The 17,949-nt window shown below is 69.6% G+C and carries 19 protein-coding genes; 11 read left to right on the top strand and 8 right to left on the bottom strand.

Going from position 1 to position 17,949, the window contains the following annotated elements; translation table 11 throughout:
• The first annotated feature begins 232 nt into the window (after window positions 1–232).
• Window positions 233–577 carry a MerR family transcriptional regulator gene (locus DFR50_RS04515; RefSeq protein WP_113888016.1) on the top strand — a complete coding sequence of 115 codons (345 nt, stop codon included), beginning with the start codon at window positions 233–235 and terminating at the stop codon, window positions 575–577.
• Between the two features lie 51 nt (window positions 578–628).
• On the opposite strand, the gene DFR50_RS04510 is transcribed toward DFR50_RS04515, so the two are convergent.
• Both DFR50_RS04510 and DFR50_RS04505 read right to left on the bottom strand, forming a co-directional pair.
• Complete coding sequence (locus DFR50_RS04510; RefSeq protein WP_113888015.1) at window positions 629–1,270, bottom strand: tetratricopeptide repeat protein; 642 nt, start codon at window positions 1,268–1,270, stop codon at window positions 629–631.
• 229 nt (window positions 1,271–1,499) lie between these two features.
• Window positions 1,500–3,011, bottom strand: coding sequence for a class I adenylate-forming enzyme family protein (locus tag DFR50_RS04505; RefSeq protein ID WP_113888014.1), 1,512 nt, complete (start codon window positions 3,009–3,011; stop codon window positions 1,500–1,502).
• A 323-nt stretch (window positions 3,012–3,334) separates the two neighbouring features.
• Between DFR50_RS04505 and DFR50_RS04500 the strand changes: the two genes are divergently transcribed.
• The 3 genes from DFR50_RS04500 to DFR50_RS04490 are packed head-to-tail and all read left to right on the top strand — an operon-like array spanning window position 3,335 to window position 6,614.
• A complete protein-coding gene (locus tag DFR50_RS04500) occupies window positions 3,335–3,808 on the top strand; it encodes a MarR family winged helix-turn-helix transcriptional regulator (RefSeq protein WP_113888013.1) in 474 nt (157 codons plus the stop codon).
• On the top strand, window positions 3,805–5,067 hold the full coding sequence (locus tag DFR50_RS04495; protein ID WP_147262652.1) for an HlyD family secretion protein: 1,263 nt from the start codon (window positions 3,805–3,807) through the stop codon (window positions 5,065–5,067). Before DFR50_RS04500 ends, DFR50_RS04495 begins: the two co-directional genes overlap by 4 nt.
• Window positions 5,064–6,614 carry a DHA2 family efflux MFS transporter permease subunit gene (locus DFR50_RS04490; RefSeq protein ID WP_113888011.1) on the top strand — a complete coding sequence of 517 codons (1,551 nt, stop codon included), beginning with the start codon at window positions 5,064–5,066 and terminating at the stop codon, window positions 6,612–6,614. Before DFR50_RS04495 ends, DFR50_RS04490 begins: the two co-directional genes overlap by 4 nt.
• Before the next feature lie 66 nt (window positions 6,615–6,680).
• On the opposite strand, the gene DFR50_RS04485 is transcribed toward DFR50_RS04490, so the two are convergent.
• Entirely contained in the window at window positions 6,681–7,010 is a 330-nt protein-coding gene (locus tag DFR50_RS04485; protein WP_113888010.1) for a YciI family protein, read from the bottom strand.
• A 94-nt stretch (window positions 7,011–7,104) separates the two neighbouring features.
• On the opposite strand from DFR50_RS04485, the gene DFR50_RS04480 reads away from it, so the two are divergent.
• The 3 genes from DFR50_RS04480 to DFR50_RS33280 all read left to right on the top strand — a co-directional run bounded on the left by DFR50_RS04480 (window position 7,105) and on the right by DFR50_RS33280 (window position 11,024).
• Window positions 7,105–7,719, top strand: a complete 615-nt coding sequence (locus DFR50_RS04480) for a TetR/AcrR family transcriptional regulator (RefSeq protein ID WP_113888009.1) — start codon at window positions 7,105–7,107, stop codon at window positions 7,717–7,719.
• Window positions 7,720–7,776: 57 nt separating this feature from the next.
• Window positions 7,777–8,007 (top strand): hypothetical protein, encoded by a 231-nt coding sequence (locus tag DFR50_RS04475; protein ID WP_147262651.1) that lies wholly within the window; start codon window positions 7,777–7,779, stop codon window positions 8,005–8,007.
• Between the two features lie 272 nt (window positions 8,008–8,279).
• Window positions 8,280–11,024, top strand: a complete 2,745-nt coding sequence (locus DFR50_RS33280; protein ID WP_210208805.1) for a beta strand repeat-containing protein — start codon at window positions 8,280–8,282, stop codon at window positions 11,022–11,024.
• 34 nt (window positions 11,025–11,058) lie between these two features.
• Here DFR50_RS33280 and DFR50_RS04460 read toward each other — a convergent pair whose 3' ends face one another.
• Complete coding sequence (locus DFR50_RS04460) at window positions 11,059–11,472, bottom strand: DUF4260 domain-containing protein (RefSeq protein WP_113888006.1); 414 nt, start codon at window positions 11,470–11,472, stop codon at window positions 11,059–11,061.
• A 108-nt stretch (window positions 11,473–11,580) separates the two neighbouring features.
• Here DFR50_RS04460 and DFR50_RS33430 point away from each other — a divergent pair, with 108 nt between their 5' ends.
• The 3 genes from DFR50_RS33430 (at window position 11,581) to DFR50_RS04450 (ending at window position 12,939) form a co-directional block, all read left to right on the top strand.
• Complete coding sequence (locus DFR50_RS33430; protein ID WP_342634527.1) at window positions 11,581–12,159, top strand: LysR family transcriptional regulator; 579 nt, start codon at window positions 11,581–11,583, stop codon at window positions 12,157–12,159.
• Entirely contained in the window at window positions 12,105–12,491 is a 387-nt protein-coding gene (locus DFR50_RS33425) for a LysR substrate-binding domain-containing protein (protein ID WP_342634526.1), read from the top strand. The genes DFR50_RS33430 and DFR50_RS33425 overlap by 55 nt, the downstream gene beginning before the upstream one ends.
• Before the next feature lie 73 nt (window positions 12,492–12,564).
• The gene (locus DFR50_RS04450; RefSeq protein WP_113888005.1) at window positions 12,565–12,939 is read left to right on the top strand and encodes a hypothetical protein; all 375 of its coding nucleotides are present in this window, start codon (window positions 12,565–12,567) and stop codon (window positions 12,937–12,939) included.
• A gap of 183 nt (window positions 12,940–13,122) precedes the next feature.
• Here the strand turns inward: DFR50_RS04450 and DFR50_RS04445 are convergent, their stop codons facing one another.
• Window positions 13,123–13,851 (bottom strand): hypothetical protein, encoded by a 729-nt coding sequence (locus tag DFR50_RS04445; RefSeq protein ID WP_113888004.1) that lies wholly within the window; start codon window positions 13,849–13,851, stop codon window positions 13,123–13,125.
• Between the two features lie 139 nt (window positions 13,852–13,990).
• Here DFR50_RS04445 and DFR50_RS04440 point away from each other — a divergent pair, with 139 nt between their 5' ends.
• Window positions 13,991–14,308 (top strand): EthD family reductase, encoded by a 318-nt coding sequence (locus DFR50_RS04440; protein ID WP_113888003.1) that lies wholly within the window; start codon window positions 13,991–13,993, stop codon window positions 14,306–14,308.
• 16 nt (window positions 14,309–14,324) lie between these two features.
• Here DFR50_RS04440 and DFR50_RS04435 read toward each other — a convergent pair whose 3' ends face one another.
• From DFR50_RS04435 to murD, 3 genes are read right to left on the bottom strand one after another with little or no spacing between them, the layout of a single operon-like run.
• Window positions 14,325–15,425 (bottom strand): UDP-N-acetylglucosamine--N-acetylmuramyl-(pentapeptide) pyrophosphoryl-undecaprenol N-acetylglucosamine transferase, encoded by a 1,101-nt coding sequence (locus DFR50_RS04435; protein ID WP_113888002.1) that lies wholly within the window; start codon window positions 15,423–15,425, stop codon window positions 14,325–14,327.
• A complete protein-coding gene (locus DFR50_RS04430) occupies window positions 15,422–16,564 on the bottom strand; it encodes an FtsW/RodA/SpoVE family cell cycle protein (protein WP_113888001.1) in 1,143 nt (380 codons plus the stop codon). Before DFR50_RS04430 ends, DFR50_RS04435 begins: the two co-directional genes overlap by 4 nt.
• 1 nt (window position 16,565) lies before the next feature.
• Window positions 16,566–17,948 carry a UDP-N-acetylmuramoyl-L-alanine--D-glutamate ligase gene (gene murD, locus DFR50_RS04425; RefSeq protein WP_113888000.1) on the bottom strand — a complete coding sequence of 461 codons (1,383 nt, stop codon included), beginning with the start codon at window positions 17,946–17,948 and terminating at the stop codon, window positions 16,566–16,568.
• Between the last annotated feature and the right edge of the window lies 1 nt (window position 17,949).

The raw sequence follows: 17,949 nt of genomic DNA, 5'->3' as shown, positions 1-17,949 counted from the left end.
TCACGCCGGGACGATGCCGAGGGTCGAGATCTCCCACCCGGCCGACCCGCTTCCCGGACCGGCGTAGGCTGTCAGCTGGCCGGCTTCACGAGCCCGGAGCTCCGACGGACTCCGGGCCGTGGCGAGCGCCGCTTCCCCCGGGCCCCTCGGCGCCCAGCCCCCGGTAACCAGTTCGCCAACCAGTCCGGCGGTGCTACCGCTTTGAACATGGGTTCAAGGTCAAGGGCATTCGATGCGCATCGGGGAACTCTCAAAAAAGACGGGAATCGCGACCTCGCGGATTCGCTTTTACGAGCGGCGCGAGATTCTCCCCAAAGCCGTCCGTGGCGAGAACGGCTACCGGGAGTATCCGGACAGGGCGGTCAAAGTGCTGAGTCTGATCGACGACGCCCAACGGCTTGGTTTCTCGCTGAGCGAAATTCGCGCCAGCCTCAGCGAGGCCGCGCCCGATTTTCCCTCGCGCGCAGCGATGATCAAGGCCCTGCGAAGCAAGCTCGAGAGCATCGACCAGCATATGAAGGACGTGCGGGCGCGCCGCCGGGCCATCGTCAAGCTGCTGGACGAACTCAGCGACTGAACGGAGCTTCGCCTCGCCCCGACACTCTGCGAGGTCTTCGGAGCCGAGCCTTCAGCTGAGGAAGTCGCCGCAGACGCGGGCGTGACCGTCGGCGCCGCGGACGCTCGGGATCATGCGGGTCGCCTGATCGACCGCCGGAGGCAGCGGGCGGGAAAAACCGTTCGCGCGGAGGAAAGCCTGCGCCCTCGGCTGGCCGCCCTCGGCGGCGCGTATCATCCAGGCGAGCGCTTCCGTCCGGCCCTGCCCGGCGCTTGTCCCGGCGAGGTAGGAAAAGGCGAGGTTGGACATGGCGCTGGTGTGCCCGAAAGCCGCCGACTGGCGCCACAGGTCGCGCGCCTGATCGAGGTCGCGCGGAACGCCGGCCCCGGTCGCGAGCAGGATGGCGAGATTGTTCATGGCCCGGGCGTTTCCGGCCTCCACTCCCTTGCAGTACCAGCGGACGGCCGAAGCGATGTCCGGGGCGACGCCGGTTCCGTACTGATATTTGTAGCCGAGGGCGTTCATCGCCTCGCTGTCGCCCTGCGCCGCAGAGAGTTCATAAAGGTGGAGGGCGGTCGCCTGGTTCGCCGCCACGCCCTGCCCGCGCGCGTAGAGGTATCCAAGGTTGACCTGAGCCTCCGGGTCGCCGGCCCCGGCCTCCTGTGTGAGAAGCCGATAGGCGGTCGCCACGTCTCCCCGATTGTACGCGTCCATACCGACGCGCGTGTCGCGTGACTGCGCCGACGCCGCCGCGGCTCCGCAAAGACAAGCGCAGACGACGGCGGCCCGCCTCCTGCGCCCGATCTTCGGCCGATGGGCGAACCTGCCGCTCACCGGAGCTTCCTCCGCGATCGCCGCCCGCGTCGGAACGGAGAAACTCTGCAGGGCTGGCGCGGCGGGCGCATGCGCGTTGGGCCGTCGGGGTCGTCGCGACGTCGACGCGCTACCCCTCCAGCGTCTTCAGTTCGCGGCGCATGATCTTGCCGGTCGAGGTCTTGGGCAGATCGGCGACAAACCGCACGTCGCGCGGAACCTTGTACGCCGCCAGTTCCTTGCGGCAGAGGGCGAGGATGCCGTCTGCGTCCGGCGCGGCGCCGGGCCTGAGCACCACATAGGCCCTGGCGATCTCGCCCTTCAGGTCGTCCGGCGAGCCGCCGACGGCGACCATCGCCACGCTCGGGTGCGCGGCGACCACCCGCTCGATCTCGGCCGGGAAAACCTTGAATCCCGAGGTGTTGATCATGTCCTTCTTGCGATCGACGATGAACACGGCCCCGTCCTCGTCCATGCTGGCGAGATCGCCGGAATGGAGCCAGCCGTCCGGTTCGATCGTCTCGCGCGTCGCCTTGTCGTTTCCCCAGTAGCCCTGCATGACCACCGGGCCGCGGATCATCAGCTCGCCGACCTCGCCCTGCGGCATCGTCCGTGCGGCGTCCACGACATCGGCGATGCGCGCCTCGCAATAGGGCAGTGCGATCCCAATCGAGCCGAGCTTGCGCCGCCCGTAGGTCGGGAAGGTGGCGCCGAGCCCGGCGATCTCGGTCATGCCCCAGAGTTCGATGAGCGGGCAGCCGAAGCGCTCCTCGACCTCCCGCATTTTGGCCACCGGCATCGTCTGCCCGCCGACGGTGCAGCGGGTCAGCGACGACAGGTCCCGCCGCGCCAGGTCGGGCGAGGCGAGCATGTACATATACATCGTCGGTACGCCCTCGAACAGGGTCGCGCGATGCGCCTCGATGCCCGCGAGCATCTCGCCCGCGTCGAAGCGCGGGTGCATGACGAGCTTCATGCCGCACAGCATGGCGGTCTGGAACACGATGTTGCCGTAGACGTGCGGACAGGGCAGAGCCGACACTACGACGTCGCCGGCGGTCTTCAGGTGCATCTGCGCGGTCATCGCGACATTGGTCATCACCGCGCGGTGCGACTGCATCGCGCCCTTGGGATGTCCGGTGGTGCCGGACGTGTAGCCGATGGTCGACGTCGCCGACGGGGCGACCCTTACGGGATCGAACGCCGCCGGCTTCGCCACGAGCTCCTCGAACGGCGTCGCGCCCGCGACCGACTGGTCGCCGAACGTGATGGCCGTCAACCCTTCGACGCCGGCGGCGAGCGCGGGCGCGACCTTGTCCGGGCTGCCGATCAGCGCCTTCGCGCCGCAGTCGCGGGTGACGAAGGCCACTTCCGCGGGCGTCAGCATCGCATTGACGGGATTGACGATCGCGCCCGCTTTCAGGACGCCGTAATAGCTGACGATCCACTCCCAGCAATTGGGCGCATAGAGGGTGACCCGGTCTCCCGGCGCGACGCCGAGCCCAACGAGACTGTGCGCCAATGCGCTGGAGAGATCGTCGAGGCGGCGGAAGCCGAGTTCGCGCGTATCCGTCACGAGCGCGACGCGGTCGCCGAACAGATGCGCGGCGCGCGGCAAGATGTTCCCGAGCGAGTCGAGCATTGGGCGATCCCCCCGCCGAGCCGATTGCGCCCCGTTGCGCCGGCTCCTGCCCGATTCGTACGCCGCGTCGCCGGCCCTCGGCAAGGGCGCGACCGTCGCGTTTCGCTGTGAGGGCGGTAAATATTCGCCATGCGCCGACGCATCGTCGGCGGCGTCCACGTCGCCCGGACAATCTGAGTAGATCTGTAAACTCCGCCAACGAAGCCCACCCGCGAGCCATTGCTCGACTCGACCGCGCGACACGCTTGTCTCGAAGGAACACGATCGCTGGTCACGGTTCCCCCTTGAAATCCTACAGCTGGCTCATTATAAGTTAGCTTATCATGACAATCGCATACGATCGCGTCTTTTCCCGCCGCCGCGAGGTCGCCTTCGCCCTCCACGACGCAGCGCGGATGTTGCGCACCTACTCGGACCATCGCGCGCGCGAGCTCAACACGACCCGCGCCCAGTGGGCCGTGCTGGTCCGCCTGCAGCGCTGCGAAGGCGCGAAGCAGAGCGAACTCGCCGAACTCCTGGACATTGCCCCGATCACCCTCGCCCGCCTCGTCGACAAGCTGGACGCCGCGGGGCTGGTCGAGCGGCGCGCCGATCCGACCGACCGGCGCGCGCACCGGCTCCACCTCACCGACAAGGCGATCCCGGCGCTCGGCGCGCTCGGCGCGCTCGCCGAGGACGTGATGAGCCGCGCCCTCGCCGGCGTCGACGACGCGACCGTCGAGGCTATTCTCGTGGGCCTGGCGACGATCAAGGCCAATCTGAAATCGGAATTGCATCCCGGAGCTTGCCACAAGTGACGCAGAGTACTTCGGTCGTTCGCGACGGGGCCCCCGAGGCCTCCTCCCCCGCCGCGAGGGGCGAGACGGTCCAGTTCACCCCGGCGCGGCCGGCGACGCAGCCCTCCCCCCAGGCCGCGCCGCCCCCCGCCCCGGCGACGCCGCCGATGGTCGTCAAGCCCGGGCGCGCCGGCTCGCGCCGCTTCATCCTGATCGTGGTGATCCCGCTGATCGCGCTCGCACTGGGCTTTTCCTGGTGGCTGACCGGCGGCCGCTACGTCACGACCGACAACGCCTATATCGGCGCCGACAAGTCGCTGATCACCCCGCAGGTGACCGGCCCGATCGTGGCCATCCACGTCGTCGAGGGGCAGAAGGTCAAGGCCGGCGATCCGCTGTTCGACATCGATCCCAATCCCTACGAGATCGCCCACGCCCTCGCGCAAGGCCGCGTCGACGCCGCCAAGGTCGCCTTCGACAACCTCAAGGCGTCCTATGTGAGCAACCGGGACCAGATCAAGATGGGTCAGGACGCGGTCAACGTCCGAAAGGCCGATTACGACCGCAAGAACGAGCTCGTCGGCCGCGGCGCCGGCACCAACGTCGACCGCGACACCTCGCTCGCAGCCCTCATCCAGGCCCAGCAGATCCTCGAATTCGTCAACAACCAGCAGGCGTCGACGATCACCAGGCTCGGCGGCAGCCTCGACGCTCCGCTGGCCAAGTTCCCCGAATACATGCAGGCGAAGGCGGGCCTCGACGACGCCGAGCGGAATTTGCGCAACACGAAGGTGCTCGCGCCGATCGACGGCGTGGCGACGCAGGTGAGCCAGATCGAGCTCGGGCGGGTCGCCGCCGCGGGACAGCCGGTGTTCGCCGTCGTGTCGGACAAGTCGCTCTGGGTCGACGGCAATCCGAAGGAATCGGACATGACGTATGTCCGCGAGGGCCAGCCCGCGAGCGTCACCGTCGACGCGTTCCCGGGCCGGGTGTGGAAGGGGACGCTGTGCTCGATTGCGCCCGGCACCGGCGCGCAGTTCTCGATCCTGCCGCCGCAGAACGCCAGCGGCAACTGGGTCAAAGTGGTGCAGCGCGTGCCGCTTCGCTTCTGCTTCGCGCCCGACGACGATACGAAGAACCTGCGCGCCGGCATGAGCGCCTATCTCTCGATCGACACCGGCCGTGTGCGCACGCTCAGGGGGGTCCTCGACGACGTGGCCGAGACGGTCGACGGTCTGCTTGGCAGGGGCGCCGCGAGCGCCGACGCCGCGGCGAAATGAACCGCCCGCTCTACGAGACCATCACGCCCGGCGTGCGCTGGGCGCTGACCGTCTGCATCATGATGGCGACGGTGATGCAGGCGCTCGACACCACGATCGCCAACGTCGCCCTGCCCTACATGCAGGGCTCGCTGTCGACGACGCAGGACCAGATCAACTGGGTGCTGACCTCCTACATCGTCTCGGCCGCGATCATGACCTCGCCGCTCGGCTGGATGGCGACGCGGGTCGGCAGAAAGAAGCTGTTCATCGTCTGCACCGCGGGTTTCACCGTCGCCTCGATGCTGTGCGGCGTGGCGCTGTCGATCGAGCAGATGGTCGCCTACCGCGTGTTGCAGGGCGTGTTCGGCGCGGCCCTGGTGCCGCTGTCGCAGGCGGTGATGCTCGACATCTTCCCGCCGAACCGGCGCGGCTCGGCGATGGCGATCTGGGGCATGGGCGTGATGCTCGGGCCGATCATGGGGCCGACGCTCGGCGGCTGGCTCACCGATTCCTATTCCTGGCGCTGGGTGTTCTTCGTCAACCTGCCGTTCGGCATTTTGACGACGGCGGGCCTGTGGGCGTTCATGTCCGAGACCCCGACGCGGCGTGACATTCCGTTCTCGTGGTTCGGCTTCCTGAGCCTGTCGCTCGGCATCGGCTCGCTGCAGATGATGCTCGACCGCGGCGAGCAACTGGGCTGGTTCGACTCGCCCGAGGTCGTGGCCGAAGGGGTTCTGTCGGTCGTCGGATTCTATTTCTTCCTGGCCGACGTGTTCACCTCGAAGCGGCCGTTCATCAGCGTGCGCATCTTCCGCGACTGGAATTTTTCGATCGCGCTGATCTTCATGTTCCTGATCGGCATCATATTGCTCGCCACCATGGCGCTGGTGACGCCGTTCATCCAGAACCTGCTCGGCTACCCGGTGCTCTCCAGCGGCTATCTGCTCGGCACCCGCGGCATCGGCACGTTCGTGGCGATGTTCCTGGTCGGGCGGCTCAGCGGCAAGGTCGATTCGCGCCTCCTCATCTTCATCGGCCTCGTGCTCGCGACCGCCTCGCTCTGGCAGATGGTCGGCTGGTCGCTCGATGTCTCCGCGCGCACCATCGCCGTCAATTCGGTGATGCAGGGCTTTGGGCTCGGCTTCGTGTTCGTGCCGCTCAACACGCTGGCGTTCGCCAGTCTTCCCGCCGAACTGCGCACCGAAGGCGCGGCGCTGTGGACGCTGATCCGCAACATCGGCTCGTCGGTCGGCATATCGGTGGTGATCGCCCAGCTCACCACCATGATCACGATCTATCACAGCCAGATCGTCGAGCGCGTGACGCCGTTCAGCGACGCGCTGCACATGCCGAACGCCGCGTCGCTCGCGGGCCCGGGCCTCGCCAACCTCGAGATGCTGGAGGCGATGGTCACCCAGCAGGCCGCGGCGATGGCCTATTCGAACGATTTTCTCCTGATGACGCTGGTGTCGCTCAGCGCCTTCCCGCTGCTCGCCCTGATCCGCTCGCCCAAGGTCGCGCCGGTCGCTGCGAAAGGCGAGGCGGCGCACGCGGTCATGGACTGAGGGCGGTCACGGGCGCCGCTCCCGACGCTCGGCGAGGCGTCGGTCGCCCCGGGGACGCGACACGGCTTACGCCGCAGGCGCCCCGACGGACGCGGGCGGGGCGTCGTCAAACCAGTGTTCGGCCCAACTCTGGCGCTTGACCGGCTGGAACTCGGTGAAGGTGAAGGTCGCCAATCGCTCGCTGAAGAACGGCTCCGCCTCGAACAGGGTCCTGAGGGTCTCCATCGAGTCTGCGCGGGCCACGAGATAACCGCCAGTAGGCGGCTCCTTCGGGCCGGAACAGAGGAACAACCCGGCGTCGTAGCCCTTCTGCAACCATGCCCGATGGCGTGGATAGGCTTCGCGCACCTGCTCGATCGGCGCGACATAGGTTGCCTCGACCATGAAATGCTTCATCGGCGACTCCGAGGGAAACCGACCGGTTCGTCCGGCTGGACTGTTACGAACCGGTCGGTTACATGTCAAGCCGGATCGCGGGGACGAGGGCGTGATGGTGAAGAGCTCAGCAAAAGCCGCCGGGGCGACAACGAGCGCGAAACGGGCGCGGGATAGGGTGTTCGACGTCGCGTCCGATCTCTTTTACCGCAAGGGCGTTCACGCCGTCGGCGTCGACGAGATCGTCAAGGAGGCGGGAGTCGCGAAGATCAGCCTCTATCGCAGTTTCGCCTCGAAAGATGCGTTGGTGGTCGCCTACCTGGAGCAGCGCGGGAGGACTTTCCTCCATCATTGGGACGAAACCTTCGCCCAATATCACGACAATCCTCGCGCGCAGTTGCAGGCGATCATGACCTATATCGCCGAGCGCACGACCGAGGCCGGATATCGCGGCTGTCCCTTCATCAACTTCTGCGCAGAGTTTCCCGATGCCTCCCACCCGGGCCGTCGGATCGCGCGGGCCGCCAAGGAAGCCATGTTCGAGCGCTTCCTGCATATTTCCGAGGCTCTACCGGCGCCGCAGCCTCGAGACCTGGCGAACGCCCTCCTCCTTCTGGTCGAGGGCGCCTACGCCATCAGTCAGACCTACGGCGGCGGGACCGACGGCGTCGGTCAATCGCTCGTCTGGGCCAGCGACGCGCTCGTCGACGCGCAGCTACGAAAAAGGTGAGAAGGTATGAGGCGGTCGGCGCCCGCCGGTCGCCCGCCCGGCGCCCCGGTTACAGGATTGCTCCAGACGGTCACCGGCGCGAAGGTGACGAACGGCGCGACGGCGGCGCCCACGCTGGCGCTCGGCGCCGTTCACGTCGGCGGTTCGAGCACGCAGAGCTTCGCCATCGCCAACACCGGCGTCAACGACCCGTCGCTGCGCGGCGCCATCCAGACGACCGGGACCTCGAGACGGAAGTCGAACGCGCGCCCGAAAGCGCCGAAACGAGATCCCTGGATACCTTGTTGACAATGTAACCGCGACGTGTTCGTTTTCCCCAAATCCGCAAAATGCTCGACGAGAGAGAGTTTCGACGAGCGGGAGAAAAGACCATGCGAATGGGCGCCCGTGTCCAGCAGGGTGCAGCCTGCATGAAAAACCGTCGGTCGATGCTGTCGGGAGTTTCGGTCGCCGCGCTGCTCATGGCGCAGCTAGTGGCCGGCGCGCCCGCGTATGCGGCGTCGCAGTCGTCTGTCGCGGGCGGGGGCGGCGCAGGTTACAATGCTCCAGGAAGCGGCGGCTTGGGCGGGGGCGTCAACGACGCGGTTTCCGGCGGCGGAAACGGCACGGCGAACACCGGCGCGGGCGGGGGCGGCGGCGGGTACGACAGCGGCCTCACATTTTATTCGGGCGGAAAGGGCGCGGCCGGTCCATCGCCCGGCGGGGCGGGCGGAGCGGGCGGAACGGGATCCAACACTCCGGGCTCCGCCGGCCCGGCGGGCACGGCAGGAGCGGCCGGCAATAGCGGCGCTCCGAACGGCGGCGGCGGCGGCGGCGGCGCCGGCGGCACGTCGCTCGGTAAGATCAATGCTCCGACGGCCGAGGCGTTGTCCGGCGTGGCGGGCGCCGGCGGCAATGGCGGCAATGGCGGCAACGGATTCGGCCTGTCCGGGATCGGCGGCGCAGGCGGCGGCGGCGGCGCGGGCGCCGGCGCCCTTTGGGTTTCTTCGACCTTCACGCTGCAATCCGGGACGCTCCAGGGCGGCGTCGGCGGGGCTGGCGGCGCCAGCGGCGCCTCGGTCGCCGGCAGCGGCGCGCCCGGCGGCGGCGGCGGCGGCGGCGGCGGCGGCGGGATCGTCTTTCAGGGAACAACCACAGTCACCGTCTCCAGCGGGACCGTCCAGGGCGGCGCAGGAGGCGCCGGGGGCGCCGGTGTCGGCGCGGGCGCCGGCGGCGGTGGAGGGATCGGCGTTTACTTCGTCCAGTACCCGAGCGTGCTGGTCAACGACGGAACCATCCAGGGCGGCGCAGGGGGATCCGGCGGCGCGAATGGGGCGGGCGGCTTCGGCGTCCAGGTCGGCCAGGTCGCCGGCGCGGCGGGCGGCGGCGCCGTCGTCGTCAATAACGGGACGATCGCAGGCGGTCTGTCGGGCGACGGCGTCACCCGGGCCAATGCGATCGCCTTTACCGGAACCGGCAACGTGCTGTCCCTGGGCGCCTCCCAGACGACGACGGGCGCTGTGAGCAACGCGGGCGCCCTCACCATCGACCAGACCGGGACGCGCCTGGGCGGGACCGGCGCCAGCGCGACCCTCTCGAGCGCCGTCGTCGGTTCGGGCGCCCTCACCGTCACGGCCGGCGTCAACACGCTGACCCTCTCGGGCGCGAACGCCTACACCGGCGGCACGACCATTACCAGCGGCACGCTGCGCATCGGCGGCTCGGGGGCGCTCGGCGCCGGGTCCTACGCTGGGGCGATTCTGAACGCCGGCACGCTCGAATATTCGAGCAGCGCGGCTCAGACCCTGTCCGGTGTAATCTCGGGCGCCGGCGGCATCGTCAAGGACGCCAGCAGCTCGACGCTGACCTTGTCAGGCGCCAACACCTATACGGGCGGCTCCGCCGTGAACGACGGAATGCTTGCAGACGGCGCCAACGGCGGCTTCGGCACCGGCGCTGTGACGGTCAACGGCGGCGCGCTGGCCAGCGGCTACGACGAGAAGGTCGCGAGCCTCGCCGTGGCTGGCGGCGGCGAGGCCGACATCGCCGGCGGAAACTTCACCGCCAACGGCGGCGCGACGATCGCGAGCGGCGCCGCGCTCCGGTTCAACGGCGCGAGCGGCGCGACCTTCACCGGTTCGGTCGCCAACGCGGGCGCGATCGTCGTCGGCGACGGCGTTCATGTCTCGACCTCGACGGTCACCGGCGCCGTCGCCGGGACGGGCTCGATCACGGTCGGCGGCGTCGGCGGATCGGCCGGGGCGACGCTCAAGATCGGCGGGACGACGAACAGCGTGGGGACGCTGACGGTGAACGCGGGCGGGGCGCTCGCCTTCAGCGGCGGCGGCTCGCCTGTCCTCACCGTCAGCGCCGACTACGTCAACGCCAACTCGGGCTCGGGCGACAGCTTCAACCCGACGGCCGGCGTGACCGGCGGCGCGATTGACGCGGCCGGGACCGGAACGCTCCAGACGGTCACCGGCGCGAAGGTGACGAACGGCGGGACGGCGGCGCCCACGCTGGCGCTCGGCGCCGTTCACGTCGGCGGTTCGACCACGCAGAGCTTCGCCATCGCCAACACCGGCGTCAACGACCCGTCGCTGCGCGGCGCCATCCAGACGACCGGGATTTCGAGCGCCGAATTGTCCGGCCTGACCGCCGGCAATTTCGGGCCGATCGCAAGCGGAGGCAGCACGGGGACCTATGCGATCACCTTCACCGGGACGCAGGCTGGCGCGCTCGCCGGTCAGTCGGTCCGCGTAGTCAGCAATTTTTCCAACATCGCGACACAGACAGTCAATCTGACGGGCGCGGCGTACGCCTACGCCGATCCCGAATTCAGCCGGACGGGCGGCGTCGGCGCGCTCACGGGCGGCGGAACCGCCTACACGCTTGACTTCGGCACGCTGAAGGCCGGAACGACGGTGAGCGCGGCGCTCGACGTCCTCAATGCGCTGATGAACGGCGCGTCGGCCGAATACACCGACCTCCTGAGCGGCGAGTTCGCGACAGCCGCTGGTCCGTTCAGCCTGTCGGGCTTCGACGCGTTCTCGGGCGTCGCGGGAGGCGACGGCTATTCGGCGCTTTCCATCGGCTTCGATCCGACGACGGGCGGTTTCTTCACCGAGGTGGTCACCCTCGATGCGTCGAGCGACAACACGGCCGGCCTCGGTTCGACCGCGCTCGGACCGATAACGCTGACGATCGAGGCCAACGTTCAGCAGGCCGTCCCAGAGCCTTCGACCTGGGCGATGATGGGGCTCGGATTGTTGGGGCTCGGCTTCGCTGGCGCTCGCTCGAGGAGAAAAGCCGCGGTCGCCGGGTAGCTGGCGCGCCGGCTCGTCTTGAACGCGCAGGGCGTCACCGTCCCTTGCGGCCGAGATGAGTGTCGCCGAACGCGGTCGGATATTTCAGTCCGTAGCCGAGCGCGCGGTCGAAGCCGATATGCGCCGCCCAGATCATCGCGACCGCCACGGCGGTCTTGCTCGCCAGACCGAGCCCCAGGACCGCGAGAAGGAACGGCGCGACATAGACGTGGAGCGCGTTGTAGGTCGCCGCGCCGGCCTTCGGCCCGGCCAGATAGCCGAGCATGCCGACATCGGGAACGAGGAAGAGAACCGCGAACAGGCGCCAGGAATAACCGGCATGCGCATAGAGCGCGGCGGCGCCGGCGACTGCGGCGGCGCCCTCGAGCCTGAGGAGACCTCGTACGCCCCCGGCAAATTCGGCGCGGTCAGGACGGGAAAGGCCAGTTGCTGTCGCTGCGAGGGTCATGGGAGCCGCCTGTCGAAGCCCCGCCGAGGCGTCGGGACCCCCGGAAGCTAAGCCGCCGGGAGACCCAAGAAAATTGTATATTTACGTCGGTCTGCTATTCATTTTCGTATGCCGGATCTCGATCCCTCCTGGGACGCGCTGCGCACCTTCTTCGCCGTGATGCGGGACGGCTCGCTGTCGGGCGCCGCGCGTCGGCTGAAGCTCGCGCAGCCGACGGTCGGACGGCACATCGACGCGCTCGAAGCCGCCCTCGGGGTGTCGCTGTTCACCCGTTCGCCCAGAGGCCTCGTCGCGACGGCGGCCGCGCAGGCGCTCGTTCCTTACGGCGACGCCATGTCGGCCGCGGCTGCGGCGCTCGTGCGCTCCGCGGCGTCCGAGGGCGACGACGAGCGCGGCGTCGTGCGGATCACGGCGAGCGAGGTCATCGGCGCCGAGGTGCTGCCGTCGATCTTCGCCGCTTTCCGCGCCGAGCATCCGGGCGTCGCCCTCGAACTCGCCGTCACCAACCGCAACGAGGACCTGGCCCGCGGCGAGGCGGACATCGCGGTTCGCATGGTCCGGCCGACGCAGAGCGGACTCGTCGCGCGGCGCGTCGGCCAGACCCGCATCGGCCTCTACGCCCATCGCGACTATTGCCGGCGCTTCGGCGAACCGCGCTCGCTCGACGAATTGCGCGCAATCGCCTGATCGGTTTCGACCGCGACGACCGGGCGTTTCAGGCGGCCGGCGGCATCGCTGCCGCCCTCACCCGCGAGGATCTCGTTTTCCGTTGCGACAATGATCTCGTCCAGCTCGCCGCCTTACGCGCAGGCGTCGGCGTCGGCGGATGTCAGGAAGGGATCGCCAGACGGTCGAAGGATCTCGTCCCCATTCTCGCCGACGCGTTCGGCTTCTCGCTGGAAATCTGGCTCGCGACCCATCGCGACCGCCAGCCGAACAGGCGGGTCAGGCTGCTCTACGACAAGCTGGCGGAAGGGCTCGCCGACTATGTCCGGAGCGCGGGGCGGCGCGAGCGTTAGGCCGGGCCCGCAGGAACTTTTTCCTGTTTCGCTTGTTCACCAGGCTCTCGCAACGGACTCAAGGGAGAGCGAATTGGACAAGACGATCATCGGATTGGTCGGCGCCGCCTCGGCGCTGGCGCTCGGGGGCGGCGCGCAAGCCGCGACCGCTTCCGGGGAGACGACGTCCCTGCGCCCGGCGCAGACCTATGCCGAACTCCTCGATCCCATCCCCGGCGCCGCGGACATCCTGAGATCGCAGCGCAACCGCGCCGATCGCGAAGCCCCTGCGGAGAGCCCGCTCCAGCTCGCCCAGATGCTGGTCCCCGTGCCCGTGGGTCCGGGATATCACCACCATCACCATCACCATCACCATCATCACCACCATCATCACGGCTGGTACGGTTGGCGGTATTATCCGCACCATCATTACCACCACCACCATCATCATCATCACCATTACTACTAGGGAAACCGGGCCGACGCGGCGCCCGGCCGAACGGCGCCGGAAGCGCACGCTCCGATGGCCGGCGCGCCGCTCGCGGCCGTGGTCTCCGCGCTCGTCGAGGCCCCCGGCTCGACCCCGTCAGCGGAGTCGGCGCCCCGCCCTCGGGCGCCTGCGCTTCGCCCAAAGGGCGGCCGGCGACGCGCCTCAGCCCCTGCCCTTCGCCCGACCAGCGGCGGCGCCGAGAATGTTGCGATAGGTCCCGTCGAACACGGTTCCAGTCGCCGACGTCCACGTGCTGTCGGCGGCGAGCGTCTGGCGGCTCGCGTAGATCCGCTGCGACTGAAGCTCCCGCTCGGCCGCCTCCTCCTCGCCCATCGGCACGAGTTCGAAGTCAGCCTCCTCCGGCACGACCAGAATCTGCGCGAACGGCTCGCCGGGGCGGAACATGTGCACCCCGCCCTCCGGCGGCGCCTTGAACACCAGGAAATAGGTCATCGGCCACCAGCGGCGGATCAGCGCCGGGACGGCGATCGGCGTGGTGTGGGTCGGATCGGTGTAGAATCGCGGATGCGGCTCGGTGCGGATCGCGAACCCCTCCTCGACCTTCAGGTCGAGCGACAGCTGGCAGGTGTAATAGAGGTCGCCGAACGGCCGGAACGGCGGCCATTCGCCGCCGCTTCCCTCGGGGGGCGGGCCGAAGTCGCCGTCCAGCGCCACCCGGCCGTCGCGCATCGTCACCGCGAGCGGGTTCGGATAGGGATAGAACAGTTCGATCCCGTAGCGGGCCGCCTCGGAGAACGGCAGGCAGTGCCACGCCTGCTCCATCGCGCCGTCCTTGCGCGGCTGGCGGTCGCCCGCCCAGCCGGGCGATTCGAGTTTGGTGCGGCGCGGATTGAGGCCGGGCGTGAAGCTGCGGACCTTGACCTGGCGCATGGCGAGCCCCTCCTGCTGCGGTGGACAACGCTCGGGCTGCCGCTTTCGTTCCCCGCGGGCCGCGCCCTTGCGCAACCCCGCGCGGGCGCTACAGCCTAGCGGCGCGACGACACGACCGCCCCGAACCGGGAGGAACCGCATGGCGAAGCTCCTCGTCCTGTACAAGACGCCGACCGACGCGGCCGCATTCGACATCTATTACGCCGAGACGCACATCCCGCTGGCCAAGAAGATCCCCGGGCTACGCCAATACGAGGTCAGCCGCGGGCCGGTCGCGACGCCGGCCGCGCCGGCTGTCCCATCGCCCATTCACCTCGTGGCGACGCTGACCTTCGACAGCGTGGCGGCGATCCAGGCCGGCCTCGCCAGCCCCGAGGGCCAGGCGACGGCGGCGGACCTCGGCAACTTCGTCACCGGCGGCGTCGACATGCTGGTCTACGAGACAGCCGACGCCTGATCGCGCGGGAACGCCGTCAGGCGGGCCGCGCCACGGCCAGGACCACGTCGGCGAGGCGCTCGGCCGCGTCCGGCACGCCGACCGCCTTGGCCGCCGCGGCCGCCGCCGCGAATTTCTTGGGCGCAGCCAGGGCCTCCCTCAGAATCGTGGCGAGCCGGTCCGGCGTGAACTCGGTCTGCGGCACGACGATTGCGCCGCCCGACGCCGCGAGCGCCGCCGCGTTCGCCGCCTGATCCTGATCGAGCGCGTGGGGAAACGGCACCAGCACCGAAGACCGCCCGATCACGGCGAGTTCGGACACGGTCGACGCGCCGGCGCGCCCCACAATGAGATGCGACGCTGCGATTCGCGCCGGCAAGTCGGGAAAGAAATCGGCGATTTCGACCGGAAAGCTCAACCGCGCGCAGGCCGCCGCAACGCGCGCGCGGTCTTCGCCGCGCGCCTGCATCGTGAGGCGGATCTCCCGCCGTTCGCTCGACGCGAGGCGCGCGAGCGCCTCCGGGACGACGTCGGCCATGACGCGGGCGCCCTGCGAGCCGCCGGTCACCAGCAGCCTGAGGCCCGCGGAAAAGTCCGGATAGGGGGTGGCGGCTGCGGCGATCACCGCCGGGCGGACCGGATTGCCGGTATAGCGCACCTTCGCCCGGGTCGCGGCGTCCGCCCCTTTCAGCTCCGGGAAGCCGCAGGCGACCGCCGTCACGCGGGGCATGAGGAAGCGGTTCGCCCGTCCGAGCACCGCGTTCTGTTCGTGCAGCACGCCGGGAATCCCGAGGAGCGCCGCGGCGACCAGCGGCGGCACCGTCGGATAGCCGCCGAACCCGACCACCGCGCGCGGGCGGATGCGGGCGAGCTTCGCCAGCGCGGCGGCGACGCCCACGCCGAGGGTCAGGGCGGCGCGCGCCTTGTTGAGCGCCCCCGCTCCGGTCGGGGTCGCCGACGGGAAGGCGTGCACCGCGCGCGCGGGAAAGTCCTGTCCGTACTTCAGCGCCCGGTCGTCGGTGGCGAGCTCGACCGCAACGCCGCGGGCGGCGAGCGCCGCGGCGAGCGCCGCGGCCGGGAACAGATGGCCGCCGGTTCCCCCGGCCGCCAGCAGGATCGGTCGTTGTCGCTCGCTCATTCGGCAGCCACCAGGTCGTGCGGCAGGTCGGCGACCGGGCGCCTTCGCGTGGTCGCGAGCAGGAAGCCCATGCCGAGGCCGAGCGCCAGCAGCGACGAGCCGCCGTAGGAGATGAAGGGCAGCGTCATGCCCTTGGCCGGCATGGCGCGCAGGTTGACCGCCATGTTGATCCAGCTCTGCACGCCGAACATCACCGTCATGCCCGCCGCCACGAAACGGCAGAACGGGTCCTGGTTGCGCGACGACAGGACGAGCCCGCGCAGCACGATGAAGGCGAAGAACAGGATCAGCGTCAGACAGGCGATCATGCCGAACTCCTCGCCGGTGACGGCAAACACGAAGTCGGTGTGCGCGTCGGGAAGGATGCGCTTGTACATGCCCTCGCCCGGCCCGCGCCCGAACCAGCCGCCGGAGAGAATGCTCTGCAGCGCCGTGTCGACCTGAAAGGTGTCGACCACGCCGCCGGTCTTGTCCGGATCGATGAAGCGCAGCACGCGCTCGTGCACGTGCGGCGCGAGCTTGAAGGCGGCGAAGCCGCCGAGCAACCCCAGGCCGCCGACGCCAACCACCCAGAACCAGTGCAGCCCGGCCATGAAGAACAGCGACGCCCAGACGATCGACACCAGCATGGTCTGGCCGAAGTCGGGCTCCATGATCAGCGGCACGATCGTGACGGGCAGGATGGCGAACGACAGGAACTTCGCCAGCGCGGCGGTCGGCGTCCTGCGCCCGCCCTCGGTGAAGGCCCAGGCCGCCAGGACGACGAAGGCCGGCTTGATGAATTCCGACGGCTGGATGCCGAAGATCCACCGCCGCGCGCCCTTGACCTCCGCCCCGAACATCAGGGCGAGCACGATCAGGATGAGCGCCGACGCGAAGGTCACGAGCGCCGCGCGGCGGACGTGACGCGGCGACAGGAACGAGGTCGCCACCATCAGGATCGCGGTGGGGACCAGCATCAGCGCCTGACGATTGACGAAATGGAAGGTCGAGAGATTGAGCCGCTCGGCCACCGCGGGGCTCGCGGCCAGCGCCATCACCAGTCCGATCACCATCAGCGCCAGGAACGAGCCGAGCAGCCAGCGGTCGATGGTGCGCAGCCAGTCGGCGAACGGCCCGCGTTCGGCTCTCGACACCATCTCACGGCTCCCCGTTCAAGAGATAATGGACTTCGGCGCGGAACGCGTCGCCGCGCGCCTCGAAATTGGCGAACTGGTCGAACGAGGCGCAGGCCGGCGACAGCAGCACGACGGGCTCCTGCGCCCGCGAGCGGAAGGCGTCGCGCGCCGCGGCCTCGAGCGCGCGCGACAGGGTGTTGCAGCGCTCGAACGGGACCGCGCCCTCGAGCGTCGCCGCGAAGTCTTCCGTCGCGTCGCCGATCAGGTAGGCTTTCGCCACCCGGCCGAACAACGGCCGCAGCGGCTCGATCCCGCCCGCCTTCGGCTTGCCGCCGACAATCCAGTGGATGTCGCGGAACGACAGCAGCGCCTTCTCGGCGGCGTCGGCGTTGGTCGCCTTCGAATCGTTGACGAACAACACCCGGCCGCGCCGGCCGACCTCCTCCATCCGGTGCGCCAGGCCCGGAAAGGTTGCGAAGGCGCGGGCGATGTCCTGGCTCGCCACGCCGAGGGCGCGCGCCGCCGCGCAGGCGAAGGCGGCGTTCTGGCCGTTATGGGCGCCGCGCAGGGCGCGGGCGGCCTCGAGGTCGATCGGCGGCTCGGCCGAATCGCACGAAACGATCCGGCGGCCGTCAACGAACACCTCGGCGAGCGGCGATTCGCCGCCCGACACCGCGACGACGCGCCGGCCCGGACCGCTCGCGATTCGCGCCGCAACCGCCCGGGACGGCTCGTCGTCGACGCCAACCAGGGCGATGTCGGCTTTCGCCACCAGCCGCTCCTTGACCGCGGCGTAATGCGTGAGGTCGCCGTGCCGGTCGAGGTGGTCGGGGGTGATGTTGATCAGGAGCCCGACCGTCGGCTTCAGCGACGGGGCGAGATCGATCTGGTAGGACGAGCACTCGATCACGTGGACGCGATGATCCGCGGGCGGCGGCAGATCGAGCGCCGGCACGCCGATGTTGCCGCCGAGCGCCACGTCGCGCCCGGCCTCCCGCAGCACGTGGGCGATCAGCGCGGTGGTGGTGGATTTGCCGTTGGTTCCGGTGATCGCCACCAACGGCGCGTTGGGCGCGCGGGCGGCGCGCTCGCGGGCGAAGAGTTCGATGTCGCCGATCACGGCCACGCCGGCCGCATGCGCGCGCTTCACCGTCCAGTGCGGCTCGGGGTGAGTCAGCGGCACGCCGGGGGCGAGCACGAGGGCCTTGAAACGGCTCCAGTCGGCGCTGGCGAGATCGACCAGCGGGAATCCGGCGGCTGCGGCGCGCGCGCGCGCCTTGTCGCCGTCGTCCCACGCCGCGACCGTTGCGCCCCCCCCGACCAGGGCGGCGAGCGTCGACAGCCCCGATCCGCCGAGCCCGAAGACGGCGACCGTCTCGCCGCGCAGGGTCTCCACCGGGGTCATC

The sequence above is a fragment of the Roseiarcus fermentans genome, assembly GCF_003315135.1.
GTDB classification, from domain to species: domain Bacteria; phylum Pseudomonadota; class Alphaproteobacteria; order Rhizobiales; family Beijerinckiaceae; genus Roseiarcus; species Roseiarcus fermentans.
The sequence above is the reverse complement of the archived record's forward strand: the minus strand, read 5'-3'. Positions and strand labels throughout refer to the sequence as shown.